Source organism: Streptomyces sp. NPDC053665 (assembly GCF_055585285.1).
The window spans coordinates 264996-290691 of the sequence record NZ_JBVJKK010000003.1 but is presented as its reverse complement, the minus strand read 5'-3'; the positions used below and the strand labels follow the sequence as shown (position 1 = coordinate 290691).

Annotated in this window: 16 protein-coding genes and 1 pseudogene; 5 read left to right on the top strand and 12 right to left on the bottom strand. The window is 74.5% G+C overall.

All coding sequences use genetic code 11. The annotated features are described in order from the left end of the window. Positions 1 to 147: 147 nt before the first annotated feature. On the bottom strand, positions 148 to 1518 hold the full coding sequence (locus tag ACZ6ZN_RS14300) for a hypothetical protein (protein ID WP_451879661.1): 1371 nt from the start codon (positions 1516 to 1518) through the stop codon (positions 148 to 150). A 191-nt stretch (positions 1519 to 1709) separates the two neighbouring features. After that, entirely contained in the window at positions 1710 to 2525 is an 816-nt protein-coding gene (locus tag ACZ6ZN_RS14295; protein WP_451879660.1) for a class II aldolase/adducin family protein, read from the bottom strand. Positions 2526 to 2687: 162 nt separating this feature from the next. Here ACZ6ZN_RS14295 and ACZ6ZN_RS14290 point away from each other — a divergent pair, with 162 nt between their 5' ends. Both ACZ6ZN_RS14290 and ACZ6ZN_RS14285 read left to right on the top strand, forming a co-directional pair. Next, the gene (locus tag ACZ6ZN_RS14290; RefSeq protein ID WP_469646091.1) at positions 2688 to 3314 is read left to right on the top strand and encodes a hypothetical protein; all 627 of its coding nucleotides are present in this window, start codon (positions 2688 to 2690) and stop codon (positions 3312 to 3314) included. 41 nt (positions 3315 to 3355) lie between these two features. Continuing rightward, positions 3356 to 3856, top strand: coding sequence for a pyridoxamine 5'-phosphate oxidase family protein (locus ACZ6ZN_RS14285; RefSeq protein WP_398106991.1), 501 nt, complete (start codon positions 3356 to 3358; stop codon positions 3854 to 3856). A 23-nt stretch (positions 3857 to 3879) separates the two neighbouring features. Here ACZ6ZN_RS14285 and guaA read toward each other — a convergent pair whose 3' ends face one another. Next, positions 3880 to 5460, bottom strand: a complete 1581-nt coding sequence (gene guaA, locus ACZ6ZN_RS14280; protein WP_451879658.1) for a glutamine-hydrolyzing GMP synthase — start codon at positions 5458 to 5460, stop codon at positions 3880 to 3882. Between the two features lie 332 nt (positions 5461 to 5792). On the opposite strand from guaA, the pseudogene ACZ6ZN_RS14275 reads away from it, so the two are divergent. Next, positions 5793 to 6083 (top strand): annotated as a pseudogene (locus tag ACZ6ZN_RS14275) (chorismate mutase); the annotation flags it as partial. Between the two features lie 435 nt (positions 6084 to 6518). Here the strand turns inward: ACZ6ZN_RS14275 and ACZ6ZN_RS14270 are convergent. Then, complete coding sequence (locus tag ACZ6ZN_RS14270) at positions 6519 to 7655, bottom strand: hypothetical protein (RefSeq protein ID WP_469646087.1); 1137 nt, start codon at positions 7653 to 7655, stop codon at positions 6519 to 6521. A gap of 214 nt (positions 7656 to 7869) precedes the next feature. On the opposite strand from ACZ6ZN_RS14270, the gene ACZ6ZN_RS14265 reads away from it, so the two are divergent. Beyond that, the gene (locus ACZ6ZN_RS14265; RefSeq protein ID WP_398106994.1) at positions 7870 to 8853 is read left to right on the top strand and encodes an LAETG motif-containing sortase-dependent surface protein; all 984 of its coding nucleotides are present in this window, start codon (positions 7870 to 7872) and stop codon (positions 8851 to 8853) included. 98 nt (positions 8854 to 8951) lie between these two features. On the opposite strand, the gene ACZ6ZN_RS14260 is transcribed toward ACZ6ZN_RS14265, so the two are convergent. From ACZ6ZN_RS14260 to ACZ6ZN_RS14225, 8 genes are all read right to left on the bottom strand, one after another. Further along, positions 8952 to 10739 (bottom strand): GMC family oxidoreductase N-terminal domain-containing protein, encoded by a 1788-nt coding sequence (locus ACZ6ZN_RS14260; protein WP_469646085.1) that lies wholly within the window; start codon positions 10737 to 10739, stop codon positions 8952 to 8954. A 38-nt stretch (positions 10740 to 10777) separates the two neighbouring features. Then, positions 10778 to 12415, bottom strand: coding sequence for a succinic semialdehyde dehydrogenase (locus ACZ6ZN_RS14255; protein WP_469646083.1), 1638 nt, complete (start codon positions 12413 to 12415; stop codon positions 10778 to 10780). A gap of 136 nt (positions 12416 to 12551) precedes the next feature. Next, a complete protein-coding gene (locus ACZ6ZN_RS14250) occupies positions 12552 to 14267 on the bottom strand; it encodes a serine/threonine-protein kinase (protein ID WP_469646081.1) in 1716 nt (571 codons plus the stop codon). Positions 14268 to 14340: 73 nt separating this feature from the next. After that, complete coding sequence (locus ACZ6ZN_RS14245) at positions 14341 to 15999, bottom strand: serine/threonine-protein kinase (RefSeq protein ID WP_469646078.1); 1659 nt, start codon at positions 15997 to 15999, stop codon at positions 14341 to 14343. A 128-nt stretch (positions 16000 to 16127) separates the two neighbouring features. Continuing rightward, positions 16128 to 17294 carry a serine/threonine-protein kinase gene (locus tag ACZ6ZN_RS14240; RefSeq protein WP_451879762.1) on the bottom strand — a complete coding sequence of 389 codons (1167 nt, stop codon included), beginning with the start codon at positions 17292 to 17294 and terminating at the stop codon, positions 16128 to 16130. Between the two features lie 93 nt (positions 17295 to 17387). Further along, positions 17388 to 19508, bottom strand: a complete 2121-nt coding sequence (locus tag ACZ6ZN_RS14235; RefSeq protein WP_469646898.1) for a serine/threonine-protein kinase — start codon at positions 19506 to 19508, stop codon at positions 17388 to 17390. A 180-nt stretch (positions 19509 to 19688) separates the two neighbouring features. After that, a complete protein-coding gene (locus tag ACZ6ZN_RS14230; protein WP_469646076.1) occupies positions 19689 to 22202 on the bottom strand; it encodes a protein kinase in 2514 nt (837 codons plus the stop codon). A 168-nt stretch (positions 22203 to 22370) separates the two neighbouring features. After that, positions 22371 to 24419: a serine/threonine-protein kinase gene (locus ACZ6ZN_RS14225; RefSeq protein ID WP_469646073.1), complete on the bottom strand. Its 2049-nt coding sequence runs from the start codon at positions 24417 to 24419 to the stop codon at positions 22371 to 22373. Between the two features lie 172 nt (positions 24420 to 24591). Between ACZ6ZN_RS14225 and ACZ6ZN_RS14220 the strand changes: the two genes are divergently transcribed. Beyond that, positions 24592 to 25635 carry a serine hydrolase domain-containing protein gene (locus ACZ6ZN_RS14220; RefSeq protein WP_469646072.1) on the top strand — a complete coding sequence of 348 codons (1044 nt, stop codon included), beginning with the start codon at positions 24592 to 24594 and terminating at the stop codon, positions 25633 to 25635. Positions 25636 to 25696: the final 61 nt, after the last annotated feature.

Genomic DNA, 25696 nt, shown 5'->3' with positions numbered 1-25696 from the left:
GCTGGCCGCCTCTCACCCCGCCCGGTGCCGAGTCCCCTCGACAGACGATACGTACGTCGACCCGCCCGGGTTCAACCCCGCGCGGTCTTTTCCGCAGCCCAGCAGGCCCGCTGGCCCGTGGTCCGTGACGCCGTCGCCCCGGGGCCGTCACTCCGTCACGTCGATGGCGTACCGGTTCGTCTCCACGCCCGCCGCCGTGACGACCTGCACCTCCACCCGGCCCGGTTCCACCTCCGCCGGGACCGGCACGGTCAGCCGGGTGTCGGTCGGGTTGCGGAAGCCGCCGGGCACCGGCACCAGGGGCACGTGGACGTGCACGGCGCCCACCCGCACGACCATCCGCGCCAGCCGGTCGGCGCCCTGCGCCCCGGGCGGCACGAATCCGGCGCCCCGGATCTCGATGTCGTCGCCCGTGCGGATCGGGCCGTCCAGGTCGCCCGCCTCCCGGGCCCGGACCACGGAGAGGACGACCGGCCTGCCGCCCTCCGCGTACTTCCCGGCGAGATACGTCGCCGCCGACACCAGCACCACCACCGCCAGGCCCCACGGCAGGTCGGGCAGCTGGTCGGGCCGCCTGGCCAGCCGCACCGCCGCGAAGACGAGGGCGACTGCGCTGATCACCACGTACTGGAGGTCGGTGAAGGCACCCCGGCCGGCGTCGTCGGTCAGCAGATCGGCGGCCCGCGGCCGGTCGGCGCGCACCTTCTGGAGCCGCTGCCCCAGGACCCGCAACCCGACCACGCGCCGCACCAGCACGGCGACCCCGCAGACCACGGCGAGGACGGTCACCACCCCGGCGCCCCGGGCCAGATCCAGCCCGGCGATCAGCGCGTCCCGCTCCGCGTGCCGGGAGGCCGCGGCCAGGCGCCCGGCGAGCACGAGCACCGCGTAGGCCACGAAGAGCACCCAGGCGGCGGCGACGGTACGGGACGTGGAGAGCCGGTTGTCCTCGCCGATGACGGGGGCGAGGACACCGCCCCTGGCGCGGTGGAGCCACGACGCGGCCGTCAGCGCCGCGGCCACCACCAGCGCGGCGGCGAGCCCGGCCGTGCGGGCCGGCGTCCAGCCCGCGCCGAGCGCCGTGAGGGTCTGCGCGAGCAGCAGCGCCACGACGGCGGCCCCCACCACGGCGGCCGTCCGGCGCCACAGGCCCGTCAGCCACGCCCGCCCCTCGGCCCGGCCCCGCTCGGCCACCAGTTCGGCCGACTGCGCGAGTTCCTCGGAGACCCACTGCCGCGTGGCCGACGCCGAGTGGGCGACCGCGGCGGGCAGCCCGCGCCCGGCCGCGAACTCGTCCCGTGCGGCGAGGAACGCGGCGACGGCCCGCCGATGCCCCTCGCGCGCGCCGTGCGGGCAGTCCCCGCAGGCGCACCCGCCCGCGTGGCCGGTCCCGGCCCCGTCGGGAGCCCCGGCCCCGTGAGATCCGGCTCCGTGAGACCCGGCTCCGTGAGATCCGGCGTACGCAGCCGCGTACCCGCCCGTGTCCGGGCCGCCCTGCCTCGCCCCTTGCACCGCCACGCCCGACGCCCGCCTTCCCGCGATCCCGCCACCGCCGGCCTTCCGGACCCCGGAAACACCGCTGTGCAACTGCCCTGCGACGAGAGCGAATTGTGCCCTACACCACCCGCTCGGCGCGGTTCCGTCCGGTCACACGGGTGAACTTCGGCGCGCCGTGTTGACGCGGGGGCCGCATCGCCTCGGTGCGGCTGTCACGGTGCGCCCCCGTCCAGCAGGTCCGGTTCGCTGCGGCTGATCTCGCGCCACATCGGCTGGTAGTTGATCCACGCGACCAGGTCGCCGCCGAGCTGCTCCCGGGTGGCCACCGCCATCCGGTGGTCGATGCGCACCACCCGCCCGGCCGCCTGTGCCGTCAGCTGCACCTGGCACGAGCGCTCCATCGACACGAACCACCAGGCCGCCGCGTCCACCGAGTCGCCGACGGTCAGCAGCCCGTGGTTGCGCAGCACGAGCGCCTTGCGGGAGCCGAGCGCGGCCGCGATCCGGCGGCCCTCCTCGGCGTCGACGGCGACGCCCGTGTAGGAGTCGTACAGGGTGTGGTCCTCGTAGAAGGCGCAGCTCTCCTGGGTGATCGGCTCCAGCAGTGCGCCGAGGGCCGCGAGCGCCCGGCCGTGCACGGAGTGGCAGTGGGCGACGGCGACCACGTCGGGGCGGGCCGCGTGCACCTGGGCGTGCACGGTGAACGCCGCCTGGTTGACGTGGTAGCGGCCCTGGACGACCTGGCCGTCCGCGTTGGCCAGCACCAGGTCGCCGACGGTGACGTGCCGGAAGGGCATGCCGAACGGGTTGACCCAGAAGCAGTCGCTGTACTCCGGGTCGCGTGCGGTGATGTGCCCGGAGACACCGTCCTCGAAGCCCAGCCGCCCGAAGAGCCGCAGGGCGCCCGCGAGGCGTTCCTTGCGGTGCCGGCGTTCGTCCTCGACCGATTCGTGCATCGGCGGCATCGAGAACCGGAGCCGGTCCGTGGGCACCGGCCGGGGCGGGGTGGACCCGGGCGTCCCGTGCATGTGTCCTCCAGCACTGCGTTGGTTCACGGGGCGCGAAGTTACCCTCGGCCGGTCCGGCGCGACAGCTCGGTTCCGTAAAGACCGAAGGCAACCCTCGGGGCCCCTGAGGGGTCTGGTGTGCGGAATCAGCAGTGCAGCAATGCTTTTCAGCCAGGAGTGACCTTGAGCCTCGCCGACCGCCACATCGCGGCCCTCATGCGGCAGATCGCCACCCAGGACCGGTTCGAACTCGTCCACCCGTTCGCCGAGTGGCCGACGTTCGGCGCGCTCACGTACATCGCGGAGTGCTACGGCTTCCGGTACGCCGGCGTGCGCCTGGCCGGCAAGCAGAAGATGGCGCACATCGAGCTGGTCCGGGACCCCGGCCCCGAGGCGCAGCAGCGCGCGGCGGTCTGCCGGACGGCCTTCCCCGACCCGGGTCCCGGACGCCCGGCGCCGGGCATGTACCTCGGCACGCTCACCCCGGTCCCCGAGGCGCAGGCGGACGTCGACCTGGTCACCACGCTGATCCGGTACGACGCGGCGGGCGCCGCCGCCAACCGCAGGCAGCTGCTGGCCATGGCGTGGGCGGGACCGGCGCTCTTCGGGCTGCTGGCCGTGCTGACCGGCAAGTACGCCGTCCTCCTCCCGCTCGCCGTGCTGACCCCGGTGTTCCTGCTCGGCGCACTGCGGATCAACACGGCCCGGCGCGCGAAGCTGGCCGGGCGGCTGACGGCGGCCGGCTGCACACCCGTGCGGGACGAGGCCGGGCGGGAAGGGTTCGTGCGCCCGGCGCCGCACGCGGCGTAACCGGACAGAAGATGTCGGGTTTCGGCGGCACACTCGGGTTCATGAGCCCTGCCCCGCAGCCGATCCGCACGCCCCCGACGAACTGGGCCGCCTTCGCCGGCGCCGAGCCGGGCCTCGCCCGCACGGTCGAGGAGCGCTTCACCGCCCACACCCACCACGTCCTCGCGACCCTGCGCAAGGACGGATCCCCGCGCACCAGCGGGCTGGAGGTCCGCTTCCTGCACGGCGAGCTGTGGCTCGGCATGATGCCGGGCTCGCTGAAGGCCCTCGACCTGCGCCGCGACCCGCGCTTCGCGCTCCAGGCCAACCCGGGCGAGGGCACGGGCATGGGCGGCGGCGACGTGCGGATCAGCGGCCGGGCGGTCGAGGTCGGCGAGGGGGAGGCGAAGGCCGGATACGTCGAAGAGGTGGAACCGCCGCAGCCGTTCCACCTCTTCCGCACCGAGCTGACCGAGGTCGTGCGCACCCGCGTCGAGGACGACCACCTGGTCGTCCAGACGTGGAAGCCCGGCGAGCCCCTGCGCCTGATCAAGCGCACCTAGCGCCGGTCAGGCGCCCCCGGGGCCTACTCCCACTCGATGGTGCCCGGCGGCTTCGACGTCACGTCGAGCACGACGCGGTTGACGTCGCGCACCTCGTTGGTGATGCGGGTGGAGATCTTCGCGAGGACCTCGTAGGGCAGGCGCGACCAGTCGGCCGTCATGGCGTCCTCGGAGGAGACGGGACGCAGCACGATCGGGTGGCCGTAGGTGCGGCCGTCGCCCTGGACGCCGACGCTGCGGACGTCCGCGAGCAGGACCACCGGGCACTGCCAGATGTCCCGGTCGAGGCCGGCCGCCGTGAGCTCCTCGCGGGCGATGGCGTCGGCCTCGCGCAGCAGGTCGAGGCGCTCCTTGGTGACCTCGCCGACGATGCGGATGCCGAGGCCGGGGCCGGGGAACGGCTGGCGCTGGACGATCTCCTCCGGCAGGCCGAGCTCCTGGCCGACCATGCGGACCTCGTCCTTGAACAGCTTGCGCAGCGGCTCGATCAGCTTGAACTCGAGGTCCTCGGGCAGGCCGCCCACGTTGTGGTGGGACTTGATGTTCGCGGTGCCGCTGCCGCCGCCGGACTCGACGACGTCCGGGTAGAGGGTGCCCTGGACCAGGAACTCCACGGCCGGGCCCTCGTCGGCGATGATCTCCGCCTGCGCCTGCTCGAAGACCCGGATGAACTCGCGGCCGATGATCTTCCGCTTCTCCTCGGGGTCGGACACCCCGGCGAGCGCCTTGAGGAACCGCTCCTCGGCGTCCACGACCTTCAGCTGCACGCCGGTCGCGGCGACGAAGTCCTTCTCGACCTGCTCGGTCTCGCCCTTGCGCATCAGGCCGTGGTCGACGTACACGCAGGTCAGCTGGGAGCCGATGGCCTTCTGCACCAGGGCCGCGGCCACCGCGGAGTCCACGCCGCCGGACAGGCCGCAGATGGCGCGCTTGTCGCCGACCTGCTCGCGGATCGCTTCGACCTGCTCCTCGATCACGTTGCCGGTCGTCCAGTTCGGCGTGAGTCCCGCGCCCCGGTACAGGAAGTGCTCCAGCACCTGCTGCCCGTGCGTGGAGTGCATCACCTCGGGGTGGTACTGGACGCCGTAGAGCTTCTTCTCGTCGTTCTCGAAGGCGGCCACGGGCACGACGTCCGTGGAGGCCGTGACGGAGAAGCCCTCGGGGGCGGCGGAGCAGGCGTCGCCGTGCGACATCCACACGGCCTGCTCGCCGGGGGTGCCCTCGAAGAGGGTGGAGGACGCCTTGGCCACGTGCAGATCGGTGCGGCCGTACTCGCGGGCGCCGGTGTTGTCGACGGTGCCGCCGAGGGTCTGCGCCATCAGCTGGAAGCCGTAGCACATGCCGAAGACGGGGACGCCGGCCTCGAAGAGCGCGCTGTCGAGTCGCGGAGCGCCCTCCTCGTACACCGACGAGGGACCGCCCGAGAGGATGATCGCCGCGGGGTTCTTGGCGAGGATCTCCTGGACCGGCATGGTGCTCGGCACGATCTCGCTGTAGACCCGCGCCTCGCGGACGCGACGGGCGATGAGCTGGGCGTACTGCGCGCCGAAGTCGACGACCAGGACGGTGTCGGCGGCGCTGGCAGCGGGAGACGCTGATGACACGAGGTGCCTTCCGGCGGTGGGGCGGGGGTCTTGTGCCCCCGAGTCTACCGAGGTGCTCGCCCGCGGTGTCCCGCCCGCGGGCCCGTCCCGGTCCGCGGCCCGCCGTCTCACCATGCGAACCCGTTTGGCCACCGCCGGGCCCGCGGGCATACTGGCCGCATGCTCACGCACCCGACCTTCCGCTTTACCTATGGCATCCGGCCCACCGGCTGCCATGGTCGTGCTGCTTGAGCAACTGACAAGCGACTTCCCAGGCGCCCCGGGCCGACAAGGCCCGGGGCGCCTGTCGTCGTCCGGGCCCTGTCGCCCCGGGGCGGCCCCCGACGACGAGGAGCCCTTCCATGACCGTCACCGACGTGACCGGCGCCCGCACCACCGAGGCCGCCGACGTGATCACCGGCGCCCGTGAGCGCATCGACGCGCTCGACGACCGGATCATCGGCCTGATCCAGGAACGGGTGGCCGTCTCCGCCGTCATCCAGGAGGCGCGGATCTCCTCCGGCGGCCGCCGGGTGAACCTCTCGCGCGAGATGGAGGTCCTCGGCCACTACCGCGAGGCGCTGGGCAAGCCGGGCACGGCCCTCGCGATGACGCTGCTGGAACTGTGCCGCGGCAAAATCTGAATCGGCGTTCTGGAGACAGACGTACGCATCGCTCTCACCCGTACGGCGCGTGACCGCGTTCCACCGGGCGTCGTTGGTCCCGGTGTCCGCGCCAGCCAGCCGCGGGCCCGAAAGAACCACGCGTGGCTCACTGGGGCGATGAGACGCACGGATCGTGCCGTGCGTCGTGGGACCTCGCCCCAGGGAAGTGACCGGACGGCAGGGGACAGCAGCCCGGTCACCCAAGAGAACGGCCGGCTCCGGGGACGCCCGGGGCCGGCCGACGGACCTTGCACCACCACCCGGGTCGAGACCAGCGGCGCTACCCCCCGGCGCCGCTTCCGGGCACCGGCGCCGCCCTGCGCCGGTGCTGACGAGAGGAAGGGCCCCGCGGCTCCACACCGCGGGGCCCTTCGCCCTGTCCCGGCCCGGCCACCGGGGCGGGGCGGGGCGGACTCAGGTGCGGGTCACCGTCCCGCAGGCGCTGCCGTCGTCCAGCGGCCGGCTCCGGTCGTACGGGTCGACCTCGGGACCGCTCGGGGCCGGGTCCGCGGAGGTGGCCGACGGGAAGCCCGGGTGCAGGAAGCCGTCGTGGACGTCGCAGGAGGAGTTGCCTATCTCCTGGTCGTACTTCACCAGCAGCAGCCGGCCCGGGGTGACCCGGTAGCGGGCCGGGTCGGCGAGTTCGACGTCGAGGACGCGGCGCACGATGGTGCGGGCGACCTCGGTACGCCCGTCCGCCCGGACGAGCGGGTAGACGAAGGTGTAGTCGGCGTGCACGGCCACTCCCCCGTGCGTGCCCTTGCCGGTCGTCATGCGGCCGCGCGTCTTGATCACATCGCCCACCGGCCGCACCTCGTCCGGGTCGAAGCGGCTGAACAACGTCACCGGGTCGTCCTCGGCGCTCGGGGAGCGCAGGGCGGTGTTCAGGTCGTCGAACAGCTTCGGCTGCTTGGGGTCGAGGACGGCGAACGCGGCCTCGGGGCGCGCCCCGCCGATCACCCTCGGGTCGAGGTTGGTGCCGACCAGCAGCTTCTTGGTCAGCTTCAGCGCCTGTTCCACGCGGGCCTTCGGGACCGCGCCCACGGCCTTCGCCTCGGGCAGCACGATGCCCGCCTCGCCGTCCGCCCAGCGCAGTGCCGGGGATCCGGCGAACGGCTCGTCCAGGGTGGGCCGTTCCGTGCCGGCCGCGCCGGGGGCGGCGGTCGGCGCCGCGGTCTCCGCGGGCAGCGGCGCGGCCTCGGCGGCCGGCGGGTCCCCGGCGCCGAAGGGGTCGCCGGGCAGCAGCGACGGCTTGAGGGCCACCAGCACCACGGCCGCGGCGACGGGCACACCCACGATCGCCCACAGCGTGCGGCGCCGGCCGGCCCGCCCGTTCCCGGCCGGCCGGGCCGCGTCGGTGCGCCATCCGGGAGGCACTTCGCCCCGGGCGTCCTGCCGGCGCAGCCTCTCGGTCACGTGGCGCGCCCGCGCGGACGGCTCCTTCGGGGCGGAGGACCGGATGTCCCGCTCGGTGTCGCGGGCGAACTGCTCCCAGACGTCGTCGGGGATCTCCGAGTCCGACGACCGGTCGTCGGACGGCTTCTCAGACACGAACCCAAGATCTAATCGGGTGGCGGACGCCTCCACAAGAAGACCCCGCCTGTGACACAGCCCACATAAAAATTGCGTGAGGACCCGCACAACCTTTCACAGGTTCCACGGATCCAACCTGGCGAACCACGGGCCACTCCCGCGCCCCACACGCGGAGGCCTCCCCCAACGCTCGTACCGCAGCCCGCGGTACGCCGGACTCTCCGAGGTCTTCATGAAGCTTCGCCGCGCCATGGCAGCAGCGGCCGCAACGGCGGTCATAGCCCCGGTGGCACTGCTCGCGGCACCGGCCGCGTACGCGTCCGACGAAACCACGCCCACGCCGAGCGCGTCGGTGAGCGAGTCCGCTCCCGAGACGTCCGCCTCGCCGTCGGCCACCGAGTCCAAGCCCGCCGAGACGGCCCCGGCTCCGAGCACGTCCACGAGCGCCTCCGCTCCGCAGACGTCCAGCTCGCCGAGCACGTCCGCGAGCGCCTCCTCCCCGGCGCCGAGCACCTCCGCGCCGGAGGAGTCGGAGTCCCCCGACCCCGAGCCCTCCGTGTGCGAGGACACCAAGGTCGACGTCGCCATCTCCGGCCTGCCCGGCAAGATCGCCGCGGGCAGCGGCTGGCACAAGTTCTCGCTCAGCGTGCTGAACGACTCCGACTCCACCCTGAACGACCTCGACTTCTTCGCCGGGGCCTCCCCCGACAAGAACGGCGAGGAGCTGTTCACCAGCAAGCAGGTCCAGCTCCAGGCCTGGGACCCGGACAGCAAGGTCTGGACCGACCTGAACGAGGGCGGCTTCGCGGTCGGCTACGTCGGCTACACCGACGAGCTGAAGCCCGGCTACGAGGTCGACATCCCGCTGCGCCTCAACGTCAGCAAGTCCGCCCCGGTCGGCGCCGGCTTCTCGCTCGGCGCGACGATCTACGGTGACGACGACGCCGAGTGCACCGGCTTCGGCGACGTGTCGTACCGCTTCCAGATCGTCTCGGCCGGTACGGACACCGGTGGCACCAAGCCGCAGGAAGGCGGCAAGGCGCCCGTCACCGACGAGAAGCCGAGCGGGAACACGCCGGAGGTCACCGGCAGCCTCGCCGAGACCGGCTCCAGCTCCGCCCTGCCGATGATCAGCCTGGTCGGCGGTGCCGCGGTCGTCGCCGGTGCCGGTGCGATCTTCGTGGTCCGTCGCCGCAAGGCCGGCGCGGAGGCGTAAGCCACAGCGGCCGTCAGGCCGCAGCGAACGGAAGAGGGACCTGCGCTCGGAGGGGGGTGCAGGTCCCTCTTCCGTTGCCGTTCGGCCGCCGGTGGCGGCTACTTCCTGGGCGGCACCGCCGGCATGCCGAGGAACGGCAGCCGCAGCGCGCCGAACGCCTCCGCCGGGACCGCCGGCGACTTGGGCTCGACCGGCCGCAGCCGCGCGTACGCCGTGCCCTGCTCGGGGCGCGGGTCGGCGTCGCCCTTGTTGGGCCAGAAGGACATCGCCCGTTCCGCCTGCGCGGTGATGGTGAGGGAGGGGTTCACGCCCAGGTTCGCGGAGACGGCGGCGCCGTCGACGACCGAGATGCCGGGGTGCCCGTACAGGCGGTGGTAGGGGTCGATCACGCCCGTCTCCGGGGAGTCGCCGATGGGGCAGCCGCCCAGGAAGTGGGCCGTGAGCGGGGTGCCCATCAGTTCGCCGACGTTCGAGCCCGCGAAGCCGTTGATCTCGGCGGCCAGGGCCGAGGCGCCCTCGGTCGCGGCCTTGATCTGCTTGGGGTTGGGCGAGCCGTGGCCCTGGCGGGCGGTGAGCAGCCCGCGGCCGATCCCCGACGGCTTCACGTACGTCGTCAGGGAGTTGTCCAGCGACTGCATCACCAGGCCGATGATGGTCCGCTCCGACCAGCGGCGGTTGGACAGCGAGCGCAGGGTCAGCAGCGGGTGCCGGGCCGCGTGGGCGACGAAGCCGAGCACCCGTGCGGTGCCCGAGTTCCGCCCGGCGTAGGGCACTTGGAGGATGGACAGGCTGCCCATCGAGTTGGAGCCCTTGCCGTACCGGACCGGCTCGATGTGGGTGTTGGCGTCCGGGTGGATCGAGGACGTGATCGCGACGCCGCGGGTGAAGTCGGCCCGGGACGCGCCGTGGGCCTTGCGATAGCGCCGGTCGTCGGTCTGGGCGCCGACCAGGGCCTCGGAGTTGGTGCGGGTGAGCTCGCCCAGCCGGGCCGACAGCCGGGGCAACTGGCCGCCCGCCTTCATCCGGTGCAGCAGGGTCTGGGTGCCGTAGGTGCCGGCGGCGAGGACGACCTTGCGAGCCGTGTAGGTGCGGCCCTTCGCCTTGCGGCCGCCGTCGGTGGGCAGGGTGGCGACGGCGTAGCCGCCCCGCGAGTCGTCGGTGACGGACACGACCGTCGTCAGGGGGTGGACGACCGCGCCGGCCTTCTCGGCGAGGTGCAGGTAGTTCTCGTTGAGGGTGTTCTTGGCGCCGTGCCGGCAACCGGTCATGCACTCGCCGCACTCCGCGCACGCCTTGCGGGCCGGCCCGGCCCCGCCGAAGTACGGGTCGGGCACCTCCTCGCCCGGCTCGGCCTTCACCGTGCCGTCGGCGTCCTCGCCGTCGCCGAAGAAGACGCCGACCGGCGCGAGGTGGAAGGTGTCGCCGCAGCCCATCTTCTCCGCGGCCGCCTTCAGGTGCACGTCGGACGGCGTCATGGTCGGGTTGAGGCGGACCCCCAGCATCCGGCGGGCCTGGTCGTAGTACGGCGCCAGCTCGTCCTGCCAGTCGGTGATGTCACGCCACTGGGGGTCCTCGAAGAACGGCGCCGGCGGGACGTAGAGCGTGTTGGCGTAGTTGAGGGAGCCGCCGCCGACGCCCGCTCCCGCCAGCACCATGACGTTGCCCAGCAGATGGATGCGCTGGATGCCGTACATGCCGAGCTTGGGGGCCCACAGGTAGTTCTTGAGGTCCCAGGAGTTCTTCGGCAGGGTCTCGCGGGTGAAGCGGCGGCCGGCCTCCAGGACGCCGACGCTGTATCCCTTCTCGGTGAGGCGCAGGGCGGTCACCGAGCCGCCGAAGCCGGAACCCACGACGATGACGTCGTAGTCGTAAGCGTCCTGAGACACGTGCCGTCTCCCCTTCGAGTGGCTGAAGCGAACGTCGTCTACCGGAACCGGAACGCCTTCATCAGGCGCAGGCTCCTGCTCATGAACCGGGCGTACGCCTCGTCGTCCATGCCCAGCGAGGGGGCCATGGGCAGCACCCGCTGGTGGGCGACCGTCTGGGCCTCGGTGTACTTGAGGATGCCCTCGGAGCCGTGGCGGCGGCCCAGCCCCGAGTCCTTCATGCCGCCCATGGGCGACTGGACGCTGCCGTAGGCGGGCGCGTAGCCCTCGTTGATGTTGACCGTGCCGGTGCGCAGGCGGGCGGCGACCTCCCGGCCGCGGCGGCCGTTCTTCGTCCAGACCGAGGAGTTCAGGCCGTAGGCGGTGGAGTTGGCCCGCTCGATCGCCTCGTCCTCGTCCGTGAAGCGGTAGACCGAGACGACCGGCCCGAAGGTCTCCTCGGCGCAGACGGACATGTCCGTGGCGACGCCGTCGAGGATCGTCGGCTCGAAGAAGTAGGGGCCGATGTCCGGGCGGGCCACCCCGCCGGCGAGGACCTTCGCGCCCTTGGCGACGGCCTCCTCCACGTGCCGGGTGACGGTCTGGAGCTGGCGTTCGCCCACCAGGGACCCCATGTCGGCCCCGTACGCCAGCGACGTGCCCAGGCGCATGGCCCTGGTGCGGGCGGCGAAGCGCTCCAGGAAGGCGTCCGCGATCGACTCGTGGACGAAGAGCCGCTCGATGGAGATGCAGAGCTGTCCGGCCGAGGAGAAGCAGGCGCGCACGGCTCCGGCCGCGGCCTTGTCGATGTCGGCGTCCGCCAGGACCAGCATGGCGTTCTTGCCGCCGAGTTCGAGGGAGACGCCGACCAGCCGGGCGGCGGCGCCCTGGGCGACCTCGCGGCCGGTGCGGGTGGAGCCGGTGAAGGAGACGTAGTCGGCGTGCCGGACGACCTCGGGGCCGACGACCGGGCCGTCGCCGAGGACGACCTGGAACACGTCGGCGGGCAGTCCGGCCTCGAAGAGCAGGTCACGGGCCCACAGGGCGGTCAGGCAGGTCTCGGTGTCCGGCTTCATGACCACCGCGTTGCCCGCGGCGAACGCCGGGAGCGCGTCGCCGACCGACAGCTCCAGCGGGTAGTTCCAGGGGGCGATCTGGCCCACCACCCCGCGCGGGTGGCGCAGTTCGGTGACCTTGGTCAGGGTCGGCACGGCACCCGTGTGCCGCTTGGGCCCGAGGTAGGCGGGGGCCTTGCGGCCGTAGTGCCGGGCGGCGACCGCCACGGCCTGGACCTCCTCGTGGGCGTGCAGCCGCGCCTTGCCCGTCTCCAGCTGGATCAGGTCGAGCACCTCGGCCTGGCGCTCCAGCACCAGGTCGTGGAAGCGGAGCAGGACGGCGGCGCGCTGCCGCACCGGGGTCCGCGCCCACACGGCCTGCGCGGTGCGGGCCGCCGCGAAGGCCTGCGCCACGTCCTCGGGCGTCGACTCGGGCAGGTCGGCCAGCTTCTCGCCGGTGAACGGCGTGTGGTTGGCCGTCCGGCCCGAACCGGCCACGCCCTTGGTCAGCTGGGCGACCAGCTCGGGGGTGACCACGTCGGCGGCGGTGCGGGCGCCCTCCGGAGCGGGGGCGAGGGGGTTCGTACCGGCCTGAGCCGTGCCGGTCTCTGCCGTCTTCTCGGCGGCCTGCGCGTCCGTCATGAGGCGCAGGGTATGCCGCTGCGGGGCCTTTGGGTACCCGTCGGTAATACGGCTTCACCGGCTGCACACACGCTGCCAGTGACTGCTGGCAACAAACGCCCTGATCAGGGCGTGGGCGGTGACCGGCGGAACTTCCTCAGTCCTTTACGAACCCGAGACCGTCCCGGGCCCCCTCGAACACCGCGGTGCCCTCCGGCTCCTCCGCCGTCCCCCGGGCCATGTCGACGCGCAGCTCGTACAGGCGGTCGGCGGCGGTGCGCACCAGGAGCCGCAGGACGCGCCGGGGTGTTCCGTCCCGGGTGTAGGCGGTGTCGACGAGCACGGCGTCGTGGCCCTGGACGGTGGTCGGGGTGTACTCGGTGTGCGCCCGGCGGTCCCCGCCGACCTCGGTCGTGCGGGCCTCGTCCTCGAGGGAGCCGGGTGCCCGGTCCCAGCGGAGGAGCCGGACGCGGACGGTGCCGCCCCTCTCGTCGCCGTACAGGGCCGTGCGGGGCTGGTCGGCCGTGCTGCCGGTGCGGGCCAGCGCGCGGTAGTGGCCCGGCAGGTGGAGCACCGCCGCCAGGTCCGGCTCGTGGTGCGCGGTCCAGTCGGGGGTGGGGGCGGTACGGGAGGCGCGCCCGGCGGCCTGCGCACTGCTCGCGCCGACCTCGGCGCCCGCGCTGCCGGTGTCCGCACTGCTGGTGCCGGTGAGCTGGGTGGCCGTCCCGATGCCACCGGCCAGCAGCGCGCCCAGGAGGGCGAGGGGGGCGGGGCGGAGGAGACCTGGACGTCTCGGCGGCTCCTGCGGGCTCGATGCCGAAGCCTCGACCGGTGCTTCGGTGGCCGCTGCGGCCGCCGGCGCCTTCGGTGGTGCGGCGTCCGCGGGCGCTCCCGCAGTCCTGTCCGGCCTGTCCGGCCTGTCCGGCCTGTCCGGCCTGTCCGCAGGTGCCCTCGGCGCGGTGACGGCCGACGGCCCTGCCACGAGCGCCAGCGCGGCGGCCGCCTCCTCCGCGTCCGGCCGCTGGTCGGGGTCGGCGCTCAGCAACCGGGACATGAGCGGCCCGAGGGGACCGGCCCGCTCGGGTGCGGGCGGCCGGGACTCCAGGACCGCGGTGCGGGTCGCCTCGGGTGTGCCCCGGCGGAACGGGGACGAGCCCTCGACGGCGGTGTACAGCACAGCGCCCAGGGACCACAGGTCGGAGGCGGGACCGGCGCCGCGCCCGGACATCCGCTCGGGGGCGACGAACTCCGCTGGGGCGCCGGACTCCCCCGTCCCGGCGGCGTGTTCCCCGGCGTGCGGCTGAGCGATGCCGAAGTCGGTGAGCACGACCCGGCCGTCCTCACTGAGCAGGACGTTGGCCGGTTTCACGTCCCGGTGCACGATGCCGACGCTGTGCGCGGCGCGCAGCGCGCCGAGGACGGCGAGGCCGATCCGGGCCGCCTCCTCCGGCTCGACCGGGCCGCGGCGGAGCCGCTCGTGCAGGGACTCCCCCCGCACCGACTCCATGACGATCCACGGCAGTCCGTCGAGCATCTCGGTGGCGTCGAGCTCGTCGGGGCCCTTGGGGCCCGGGGGTTCGTCCCGCCGCTCCGGCTCGACCACCACGTCGTGGATGGTGACGGCGGAGGGATGGTCCACGCGGGCGGCGGCCCGCGCCTCGCGGTGCAGCCGGTGGGCGGCACGCCGGTGGCCGGCGTCTTCGGGGTCACCGGGCAACAAGGGCTGCCGTACGGCGACTTCGCGCTGGACGAGCTCGTCGTGGCCCCGCCAGACGGTGCCGGTCGCGCCGGAGCCGATGCGCTCGATCAGCCGGTACCGTCCGCCGACCAGCCGGCCCCGGGCGTCGTCCGTACCGCCCCCGTCGTTGCTCATGCCCCATCAGTACCGTGCGGCCCCGGGACTTGTCGACGCGGGGTGGGCGACGGGATGGCCAACAGGCGCCCTGTCAGGTGCCGTTGATGTCCAGGTTCTCGATCGCCTCGCTCGCCACCTCTGTGCCGCGGTCGGTGAAGTCGCCCTTGCCCGGGTAGCCGACGGTGAGCTTGTACAGGTCGCCGCCGGTGGTGCGGTAGTAGAAGATGCGCACTTCGCGGGGGCGGGGGTCCTGGGTGTCGTCGGTGACGTAGGCGACGGTGTTCTCGGCGGCCTTCTTGCCCCGGTAGGTCGTCGTGACGGGGTTCGTCCGCTCCGGGTCCGCCGGCATGTCCAGGACGTAGTCGCCGCTCTTCTTGAACTTGCTGTCGTCCTCGTACATCTCGGCGGCCGCGGAGGCCCCGATGGCGCCGCCGGTGTCCTCCGCCTTCTTCTCGAGGGTGAGTTCGATCCAGACGCTGCCGCTCCAGTCCGTGTACCTCACCCAGTGCTCGTCGTCGGACTCCCGGTCGGGCACGGTCCGCTGATAGCCCTCGGGAACGGCCATCGCCGCCCCCAGCGCCTTCTCCTGGCGGACCTCCCAGCCGTCGGGCAGGGGCCCGGCGAACGGGTCGGCGACCACCAGGTACGCCGCCACCGCCGCCGCGACGACCGCCGCGCCGAGGCCGGCCCAGCCCTTGCGGCCGAGGCGCGCGCCCCGGCGCCCGTCGGCCGGTCCGGTGACCCGGAGGGCCTGGGTGGGCTGCGGTGCGGGCGGCTCGACGGCCGCCGTCAGCAGGGCCCGTACCCGTGCCGCGTCCGGGCGGCGGGCCGGGTCCTTCTGCAGCAGTCCGCCGATGGCCTCGGCGAGCGGGCCGGTGGCCGAGGCAGGCGGCGCGGGCGTGGCGTTGAGGACGGACTGGAGGGTGGCGGGGGTGTTGCTGCGGCGGAACGGCGAGACCCCCTCGGTGGCCGCGTAGAGCACCACGCCGAGCGACCACAGGTCGCTGGCCGGACCCGGGCGCTGGCCCAGCACCCGCTCCGGGGCGATGTACTCGGGCGAGCCCACGAACCCGCCGGTGTCCGTCAGACTGGTCTCGCCCTCGATCTGGGCGATGCCGAAGTCCGTGAGCACGACCCGGTCGTGGCGGCCGAGCAGGACGTTGTCCGGCTTCACGTCGCGGTGCAGGATGCCCGCGGCGTGCGCGGCCTCCAGGGCGCCGAGCACCTCCAGGCCGATCCGGGCGGCCTCGCGCGCGGACAGGGTGCCCTCCTGCAGGGCGTCGCCCAGCGAGCGGCCCCGCACCAGCTCCATGACGATCCACGGTCTGCCGTCCACCACCGCGACGTCGTGGACGTCGACGACGGCCGGGTGGTCGAGCCGGGCCGCCGCCCGGGCCTCGCGGCGCATCCGCTCGAAGGCGTTGGCGCGTTCGCGCTCGGGAAGGTGCTCCGGGACGCGCGGTTCCTTGACGGCGACCTCCCGCTCCACCGTCTCGTCCTGCGCCCGCCACACCGTGCCCATACCGCCGTGGCCCAGCTTGCCGAGCAGCCGGTAGCGCCCGGCGATGAGCCGTCCCGTGCCGGGTTCCTCCGCCGGGCCGGCGGGCTGCCGGGGCGGCCCGGGCCGGGCGGGCTGCGCGGCGGGTGACGCGTACGGATCGCCCGGTACCGGCGCTTGCGGGTTCGGCGGTTGCAGAACGAAACTCGTCGGCTCGTCGGACCCGGAGCGGGCTCCCCCGTTGTTGCTCATGGGTCCATCCATATCGCGCCGGGCGCTCCCGTATCCACCATGGGCGGCAGCCGGTCACAGACCCGTGACGTCGGGGCGCGGCTCCCGGTCGGTGTCTCCGGCTCCCGCCGGTGCCGGCCGGGCCGCCGTCAGGGGGTGGCGGTGGGCGCGTGGCTGCTCGGGGAGGCGGACCCGGTCGCGGGGGTGCGGGGCGCCGAACTCGTCGGCACCGGGCCGCCGTCCCCGTCGCCGTCGCCGCGCAGCAGTGCCGCGGCGGAGATTCCGGCCCCGGCCATCGCGGCGACCAGCACCGCGGCGACGAGCACCCGCCGCCCGGGCTGGCGCAGGAACGGCTCCTCCCGCGGCCCGCCGCCCGGCACGGCCGCCGTCGGCGCGGGCGGCGGTCCGGCCGGGTCCGGCGGCCGGCCGCCGGGGACGACCCGCAGCACCGGGGCGTACCCGGGCGGGGGCGCGGGCGGGGTGCGTCCCGTCGTCAGGAAGGCCCGCAGCATCCGCTCCGCCCGGTCCGCGTCCAGCCGCCGGTCGGGGTCGCGTTCCAGCAGGCCGTGCACGACGGGCAGGAGCGGTCCGGCCTCGGCGGGCGGGCGGATGTCGCCGACGACCACCGCGTGCAGGACACCGCCGAGGGAGTCCCGGTGGAACGGCGACTCCCCGCTCAGCGCCGTGCACAGCAGCGCGCCCAGCGACCACAGGTCCGACTCCGGGCCCGTCCTGACCCCCGACATCCGCTCGGGCGCGGTGTACTCGGGCGAGCCGACGAACGAGCCGTTCTCGGTGAGCGTCGGGGCGCCCTGCACCTGCGCGATGCCGAAGTCGGTCAGGACGACCCGATCGGTACCGGACTCCAGCAGGACGTTGTCCGGTTTGAGGTCCCGGTGCAGCACCCCCGACGCGTGCGCGGCGCGCAGCGCGCCGAGCAGGTCCACACCGATGCGCGCGGCCTCGGCGGCGTCGACCGGGCCCCGCCCGGCGAGCCGGTCCGCCAGCGTGCCGCCCTCGACCAGCTCCATCACGATGTACGGCCGTTCGGCGTCCTCGACGACATCGTGGACGACGATGATGTGCGGGTGGCTCAACTGGGCGACGGCCCGGGCCTCGCGCAGCGTACGGTCCCGCTGGCGGCGGGCCTCCGCCGCGGACAGGGTGTCGTCGTAGGGGAGTTCCTTGACCGCCACGCCCCGGCCGAGCAACTGGTCGGTCGCCCGCCAGACCACGCCCATGCCCCCGCGCCCGAGCTTCTCCTCGAGCCGGTAACGGCCCGCGATGACACGCCTGTTGTGCCCCTCGGTCCCCATACGGCCATCATGCCCCACCGGACGGGACGGCTCCGGGGCGCCGGGACGCGGGTGGCCGAAACAGACGGCCGACGGGCCGGCGCCGGCCCGTCGTCAGGCGGTCTTCTCCTGCCAGCCTTGCAGGACCGAGGTGAACTGCTTGCGCGCCGTCGCCCAGTCCGCCGCCGGCGCGGACATGTAGAGGACGTACTCCGTGCCGTCGCGGGCCACGTACGTCTCCTCGATGGCGCGGCGGGGGCCGGGGAACTTGATGTCCTTGGCCAGCGCGGTCCAGGTGTACTCCCAGAGGGCGCCTTCGCGGTCGCGGTAGACGTTGCGCTCCAGCCGGACCCGCCGGTAGTCGACCAGCCGCTGCAACTGCTGCTCCAGGTCGAGCTGGTGCGCGTGGGGATCGGCGAAGTCCGGGGACGGGTCGACGGCGATCCGGACGAAGTGCCGTCCGTCGTCGGGCGTGTAGTCGATCTGCTTGATCTCGCCCTGCGCCCCGAACGGCTTGCGCTTCCAGCCCTCGGGCAGGTACAGGCTGAATCCGGCGGGGTCGTCGTGCCGCGTCCAGCCGTCCGGGACGGATCCCCCGGGCTTCGCGGTGCCGCCGGTGTCCGGCGAGCCGGAGGCGTCGCTCGTCCCGCGGCCCCGGTCCCACTGCTGGAGCACGACCGCGGTGCCGCCGCCGACGATGGCCGCGAGCGCCACGACCAGGGCGAGCGTGCGCAGCCGGCGCCGCCGCCGGCCGCCGGGCACCGGCCGGCCGGAGACCTGCGGCCCGGGCGGCTGCGGGGCCTGCGCGGTCGGGCCGACGGCCGTCGGACCGGTGCCCGTGCCGGTGATCCCCACCGTGCGGCTGCCGGCCGGGTGGCTGCCCACGGTGGGACGGCCCGCCGTGTGCGCACCGCCCGTGTGGCCGCCACCCGTGTGCGCACCGCCCGTGTGGCCGCCACCCGTGTGCGCACCGCCCGTGTGGCCGCTGCCCATGGGCGCACCGCCCGTGTGGCCGCCACCCGTGTGCGCACCGCCCGTGTGGCGGCTGCCCATGGGCGCACCGCCCGTGTGGCCGCCACCCACGTGTGCACCGCCCATGTGTGCACCGCCCATGTGTGCACCGCCCGTGTGCGTGCCCGCCGTGTGCGCCCCGGTCGTCGGCGACCCGCCGGCCGCGGTGCCGGTCTGCGGAGGGAGCGGGGCCCCGGGTTGCGGGGCGGAGCCGGTGCCGGCGGACCCGGCACCGGCCGGACCGGAGCCGCCCCGGCCCGCGCCCACCGGGCCCGTACCACCCCTGCCGGCCGTACCGCCCGTGCCGCCCGTGCCGCCCGTGCCGCCCGTGCCGCTGTGCGCCTCCCCGTACGGCGCCCCCGTCCCGCCGCCGTACCGCGTCGGCACGTACGCCTGCGCCCCGTTCGGGCGCCGCCCCTCCGCGGCCTCGGCGAGCATCTGCTCGGCCTCGGGCAGTCCGGGACGGGCGGCCGGGTCCTTGCGCAGCAGGGCGGTGATGACGGGCGCGAGCGGGCCGGCGTGGCGGAGTTCGGCGGCCTCCTCCTCGACCACGGCCTGCATCGTTGTCAGAGGGGTCGTCCGGCGGAACGGGGAGCGGCCCTCGACCGCCGTGTAGAGCGTCGCGCCGAGTCCCCACAGGTCCGAGGCGGGCCCCGGGTCCTGTCCGCGCACGCGCTCCGGCGCCAGGTAGTCGACCGAGCCGACGACCTCGCCGGTGCGGGTGATCGTCGTGTCGCCGTCGATCTGGGCGATGCCGAAGTCGGTGAGCAGGACGCGTCCGTCGCGGCCGAGGAGGACGTTGCCCGGTTTGACGTCGCGGTGCAGGACGCCCGCGGTGTGCGCGGCGCGCAGGGCCCGCAGCACCCACAGGCCGACGCGTGCCGCCTCGCGGGCTTCGACGCGACCGTCCTCCTTGACGGCGTCGGCCAGGGAGCGGCCCTCGACCAGCTCCATCACGATCCAGGGGCGCCCGTCGTGCTCCAGGACGTCGTGCACGGTGACGACCGCGGTGTGGCTGATCCGGGCCGCTGCCCTGGCCTCGGCGCGGGTACGCGCCAGCAGGATCGCCTGCTCGCTCTCGGAGACGTAGAGGGCGGCCGTCAGTTCCTTGACGGCCACCGACCGGTGCAGCACCTCGTCATGCGCCCGCCACACCCGGCCCATGCCGCCACTGCCGATGGATTCGGCCAGCCGGTAACGGCCCGCGACGAGCCGGCCCTGCATCTGATTCACGTTGCCCCGCAATGGTCTTGACAGGGTCAGCGTAAGGACCGGCCCCTCCCCGGGGAACAAGCGGGGTGCCACGGTGACCGCACTGTGACGGTTGTGGACTCCCGTGACCTCAGGGGCCGGTGAGGTGGACGGCGCCCGTTCGGCGGGCCCGCCGGTGGGTCCGCCGGCGGGTCACTTCGTCGCCCGGTACGTCGCCGCCGCCCGCTCGTACAAGCGGGTCACCTCGTCCCGCTCCGACTCGGGCCCGCGCACCTGGACCACGTGGTACCGCCCGTCGACCAGCATGGCGAGGTTGCGCACGTACAGCTCCTCGCCGTCGCCGCCGGTCCAGGTGAACTGCCCCTCGGCCATGGTCCGTCCGCCCACGTCGATCCGCTTCAGGCCGGTGGAGGTGGCCCAGCTGGAGTCGCGGTAGGGCTGCAACTCGCGCTCGCGCTCGCGCTGGTAGGCCATCGGATCGCTGCCGTACTCCGCGGCGCTGTCCCGGCCCGGCACGACGAGCAGCCGGAAGTCGCCCTTGGTGTACAGGACCTGGCCGTCGCCGTTGCGCGGTGTGCGGTCCCAGCCCTTGGCGACGGCGACCTGGAAACCGGCCGAGTCCTTGCGCAGGGTGAAGCCGTCACCGGCGCCGGGGCCGGTGGTCTGCGTCTCGCTGGAGCCGGTCGACGTCGACGGGCTCTCCCCGGGCGAGGTCTGGTCGGGCCGGGGCTCGCTGCTCGCGTCCGGCTCCGGAGCCCGGCCGGCCTCACCGGCGGCCCCGGTACGGTCCGTGCCCTGTCCCTGGCCGGTGTCCGACTTGGGCATGAAGAGCATGGCGTAGGCGATCGCCGCGGCCATCGCGAGCAGGACCAGCAGGAGCAGGGTGCGGCCGAGGCGGTGCGGCGAGCGGGTCTGCGTGCGGGCCCGCTTGTGCCGCCCGTGGTGCGCGGGCAGTCCGGCCCGCCGTCTGCGCACCAGCTCGCCCCGGCGGCGTACGACGGGCAGCCGGCCGGCGTCGACGGGCGGCGCCGGGACGACGTGCACCCCGGCCTCCGGCTCGGGCGCCGAACGCACCAGGGAGCGCAACCAGCCCCGCAGCTCCTCGAAATCCAGCCGGTCGGTGGGGTCCTGACGCAGCAGCGACTCCACCACGGGCCGCAGCGGCCCGCACTCCTCGGCGTACGCGGGCGGTTCCGCGCACACCAGCTGCACCAGCTCGGCGGTCGATTCCTCCGGGTAGGGCGCGTGGCCCTGCACGGCCCGGAACAGCAGCGCGCCGAGCGCCCACAGGTCGGTCGCCGGGCCGATCGGCGGTGCCAGCTGCCAGTTCTCGTGCACGGGCCCGGCCTGCTCCGGCGCCCAGCGTTCCGTCACCGGCCCGACCACCGCCATCCGGGCCTGCCGCGCCCGCTCGGCGGCCAGTGCCGTGGCGGGACCGCGCCGGGGGGCCGGGGTGTCGGCGACCAGGTCGTCCCAGCGGGTCGGCCCGCCCGGGGCGGCGCCACCGGCAGCGGGCGGCAGCGCGGCCTGCTCGCGTCCGTGCGGCGCGGCCGCGTCGCGGGGTGTCGCGCCGTGCCAGGCGGTGCCGGCCCGGGGGTTGCCGCCCACGCCGTAGGGGTCGGCGATCCGTCCGGGCGGCGGCGCCCCGGGGGCGGTGCCCTGCCCGGGGATGTACGGCGCGTGCGCCGGTCCGCCGCCGTAGGTCTCGTCGTCGGTGGCCGGCCGGGCTCCGGGGAGCGCCGCCCGCTCGCCCTGCTGGGCCTCCTGGACGCGTGCCGCGGCCCGGGCACCTGCCCGGTAGGCCGCGATCGCCCCGGCGCGTGCCGCCCTCGGGTCGGCGCTGTCCTGCTCCGCCCGGCGCGCGGGCACGGCCGGGCCGCCGCCGCCCGGTCCCTCGCTCCCGGCCGGGGGCAGTCCGCGGGACTCGCGGGCCTCGATGGCCGCCCGCCGGGCGGCCTCGGGGTCGCCCGCGCCGCCGGGCCCGGCCGGGCCCGAACCGCCGCGTCCCGAACCGCCGGTTCCCGGGCCGCCGTCGAACCCTTCCGTGCCGCCGCTGCGCTGCCCGGGCTCCCCGAGGGCCGGTTCCGGCACCGGGTCGTAGCCGCACAGCGCCTCCTCCGCCGCCCCCACGGCCAGCCCGGTCAGCATGACCCGGCCGTCCTCGCAGACCAGGACCGTGCGTGCGGTGATGTTCCGGTGCACCCAGCCGTGCGCGTGCAGCACGCGCAGCGCCGTGAGGACGTCGGAGGCCACCTCGGCCGCGCGGTACGGCGTCAGCGGCTTCTCGGCGAGCAGCGCGGCCAGCGGGCGCGCCTCCACCAGCTCGCTGACGACCCACAGGGAACCGCCCTCGGCGAACACGTCGAAGACCTGGTCGAGCCGGGGGTGGTCGGGGATGGCCGCCGCCGCCTGCGCCGCCTCGACCGCGCGCCGCACCACCGGGTCCGCGGGCCGCCGGCCGCCGCGGGTGCCCGCCCGTGCCCCGGACCGCCGCACCCCGCCGTCACGCGCGGTGAAGCCGTCGGGCAGCCCTTCCGCGTCGAGGACCTCCGCCTCGACGACCTCCGGCAACGGCACCTGCCGGACCAGGACTTCCTGCCCGCTGTAGGTGTCGAAGGCCCGGGTCTCGGTGAGTTCGTACTCTTCGGAGGGCGGCAGTGGCAGGCGGTAGCGGTCGGCGAGCACCCGGCCCGCGTAGTCGTCCACGTTGCCTCCCCCGGCAGCCCGGTCGGTCACATCCGTTCGCCTCACGGTCCGTTCCGGCTGCGCACGGTCCGCAAACATTCACGATACGTGCCACGGGCAACCCGCAGCGTGGGGATGCCAGATCTGCCTCCCCGAACCGCGCCTCCCCGAACCGCGGGCGGCCCATGCTCAGGACTTGGGTTCGAAGCTCGTGGTCAGCGTCCGCCAGGTGTCCTTGCGCAGCTTGCCGTCCCAGTCGGCCGCCTTCGCCGTGTACATCAGCGCGTACCCCTGCCGGTCGTCGACGACGAAACCCCGGTCGATCGTCCGGTACTTCGTACCGCCCTCCGCGTAGGTGAACTCCCAGTCGGCCGTCTTCCAGCCGCGGTAGTCCACCTCCTCTATGCGGATCTTGTCGTACTGGGCGCGCCGCATGTAGCGCTCCTGGTTGCGCCAGTCCGCGACCGGGTCGCCCTTGGGCGTGGACGTCCAGGCGATGAGCAGCTTCTGCCCGTCGGGGCCGGTGAACCGGTCTCCGGCGGCACCCGTCGTGGTGTACTTCCAGCCCTTCGGCAGGCCGATGGAGTACCCCTGGTTGCCCTGGTGCTCGGAGACCGCCGTGCTGCCCTTGTCCGCGGAGCCGCCCGAACCGGAGCCCTTGCCGGAGCCCTTGCCGGAGGAGTCGTCGGAGGTGTCACCGGACGAGTCGCCGGAGGCGGGTGCCGAGGAAGCGGGCCCGGTCTGCTCTCCGTCCGTGCCGGTGCCGCCCTTGTCGTCGCCCTTGGTGTCGCCGCTGCCCGGCGCGCTGGCGGCGGGCTTGCCTCCGCGGTCGCCCGAGGCGCCGTCGGAGCCCTTGTCGTCGCCGCCGAGGACGATGGCGACGACGGCCGCGACCACGGCCAGCGCCACGACCACCGCGATGATCACCAGGGTGCGCCGCGGCACCACGTCGGTGAGCGACGCCCGGGGCGGCGTGGGCCGTGCCGGCAGGTCCGGCGGCGGCATCACGGGCCAGCCGGAACTCCGGCCGCCGGACGCCGCCTTCGCGCCCTTGTCACCGGCCCCGGCCTCGGCCCCCGTGCCGGACTTCGCCGCCGGGGACGCGCCGGAACCCGTGGCACCGGTACGGGCCGCTCCGGTACCGCTGTCCGACGCCGAGGAGGAGACGGCCGTCTCCCCGGACCCGGCGGTGGCGGCGGCCGGTCCCGCAGCGGCCTTGCGCACGGACCGCAGCGCCCCGCGCAGCCGCTCCCCGGCCTCCTCGCCCCGCTTGCTCCCCGCTCCGGCCGCGCTCGCCTTGCGCGAGGAGCGGTCGGGCTGCGCGGGCAGCGGCACGACCTTCGTCGCGTCCAACGGCTCGGCCCCGGCCTTGCCGGGTGCGCGCAGGACGGAGTTGAGCATCGCCCGCGCGCCCGCGTCGTCGAGCCGCTGGGCCGGGTCCTTGGTGAGCAGCCCGTGGATGACGTCCCGGAGCGGGCCGGCGTTCTTCGGCTCCTCCAGCGGCTCGGTCATCACGGCCGTGAGGGTCGCTATGGCCGACCCCTTGTCGTACGGCGGGGCGCCCTCGACCGCCGCGTACAGCAGCCCGCCGAGCGACCACAGGTCGGCCGCCGGGCCGGGCTTGTGCCCGCGGGCCCGCTCCGGGGAGATGTAGGAGGGCGCGCCGACGAGCATGCCGGTCGAGGTGATGGACGGGTCGCCCTCGACCTGGGCGATGCCGAAGTCGGTGAGCACGACCCGGCCGTCCTCGGAGATCAGCACGTTCGACGGCTTCACGTCGCGGTGCAGGATGCCCTCGCGGTGCGCCGAGCGCAGCACGTCCAGGACGGCGAGCCCGACCTCCGCGGCACGCCTGGGGTCGAGGAGGCCGTCCTCCCGGATGACCTCGGCGAGCGACTTGCCCTCGACGAGTTCCATGACGATCCAGGGCCGGTCGTCCTCCTGGACGACGTCGTAGACCGTGACGGCGCTGGTGTTCCGGATCCGCGCGATCGCCTTGGCCTCGCGCAGCGTCCGGGTGATCAGCCGCCGCTTCTCCTCCTCGTCGATGCTCGTCGGGAAGCGCAGTTCCTTGACGGCGACCGTCCGGCCGAGGGTTTCGTCCTCGGCGCGCCACACGGTGCCCATGCCGCCGCGGCCGAGCACCTTGCCCAGCCGGTAGCGCCCCGCGAGGAGACGCTCCCTGTTGTCCTGACGAGTGTCCTGACGAGATGTGCCCGCCCGCTCCGCCTCCGACATGCGTCCCCTCATACAACCCGCCCTGACAGAGCCTCCATTGTCCCTCACCCGACAAGTGCCCCGTCCCCAGGGGCTCAGTGCTGCGGGCTCGGGTCCCCGCCGGGCGCGAACCCGGGTGCGGCACCCGGCGCGCCACCTTGCATGATGGGCCACCGACCAGTGAGGAGTCCGCATGCCGCCGATCCGGACCTGGCCTGCGCTGCCGGTGGCCGCAGCCCTCCTCGCGCTGCTCCCGGCCGACTCCTCCGCCCTTCCGGCGGCGCCCACGGACTCCGTCCTGCCGCTGCTCGTGGCGCGGGGCGGAGCACCGGCCGCCGCCCTGCTGGCCCAGGAGGGCGGCACCACCCGCTTTGCCCGGGCCGGGACCGGGATCGACCGCTCCGACCACTTCCGCGCCGGCAGCGTCACCAAGACGTTCGTCGCCACGGTCGTCCTGCAACTGGCCGCCGAGCACCGGCTGTCGCTGTCCGACACCGTGGAGCGGCACCTGCCCGGACTGGTGCGGGGAGCGGGCAACGACGGCCGCGCGCTGACCCTGCGCTCCCTGCTCACCCACACCAGCGGTCTGTACGACTTCGCCGCGGACACCCGCGGGACGGTCCCCGTCACGCCCCGTCAGGCCGTACGCATCGCGCTCACCCACCCTCCGGCCGCACGCGGCCGCTTCTCGTACTCCAACACCAACTACGTCCTGCTCGGCCTGGTCGTCGAGCAGGTCACCGGCCGCTCGTACGCCACCGAGACCGAACGCCGCATCCTCACTCCGCTGCGCCTGACCGGCACCTCCTTCCCCGGATCCCGCTCCCGCCTGCCCGCCCCGCACGGCCACGCCTACGCGGCCGACGGGGCCGACGTCACCCGACTCGATCCGCGGGTGGCCGGAGCCGCGGGTGAGATCGTGACGACGCTCGCCGACCTGGACCGCTTCTACGCAGCCCTGCTGGGCGGCCGGCTGCTGCCCCCGCGCCTGCTGCGCGAGATGCTCGACACCCGTGCCGCACATGGCGCGTACGGCATGGGCCTGTTCCCCGAGAGACTGCCCTGCGGTCTCACGGTGTGGGGGCACAACGGGCGCATATCCGGCAGCTACGTGCGCACCGCAGCCACCGTCGACGGCCGGCGTGTCCTCACCTTCCGCGTGAACACCGACGCGTTGACCGATCCCGGCCTCGAACCCGCGATGCTCGCGGCCGAGTTCTGCCCCCGCACCTCGTAGAACGACCCGCTCCCGAACGAAGATCCCGCTCCCCGACACTCGTTCGGGTGATGCGCGGCGG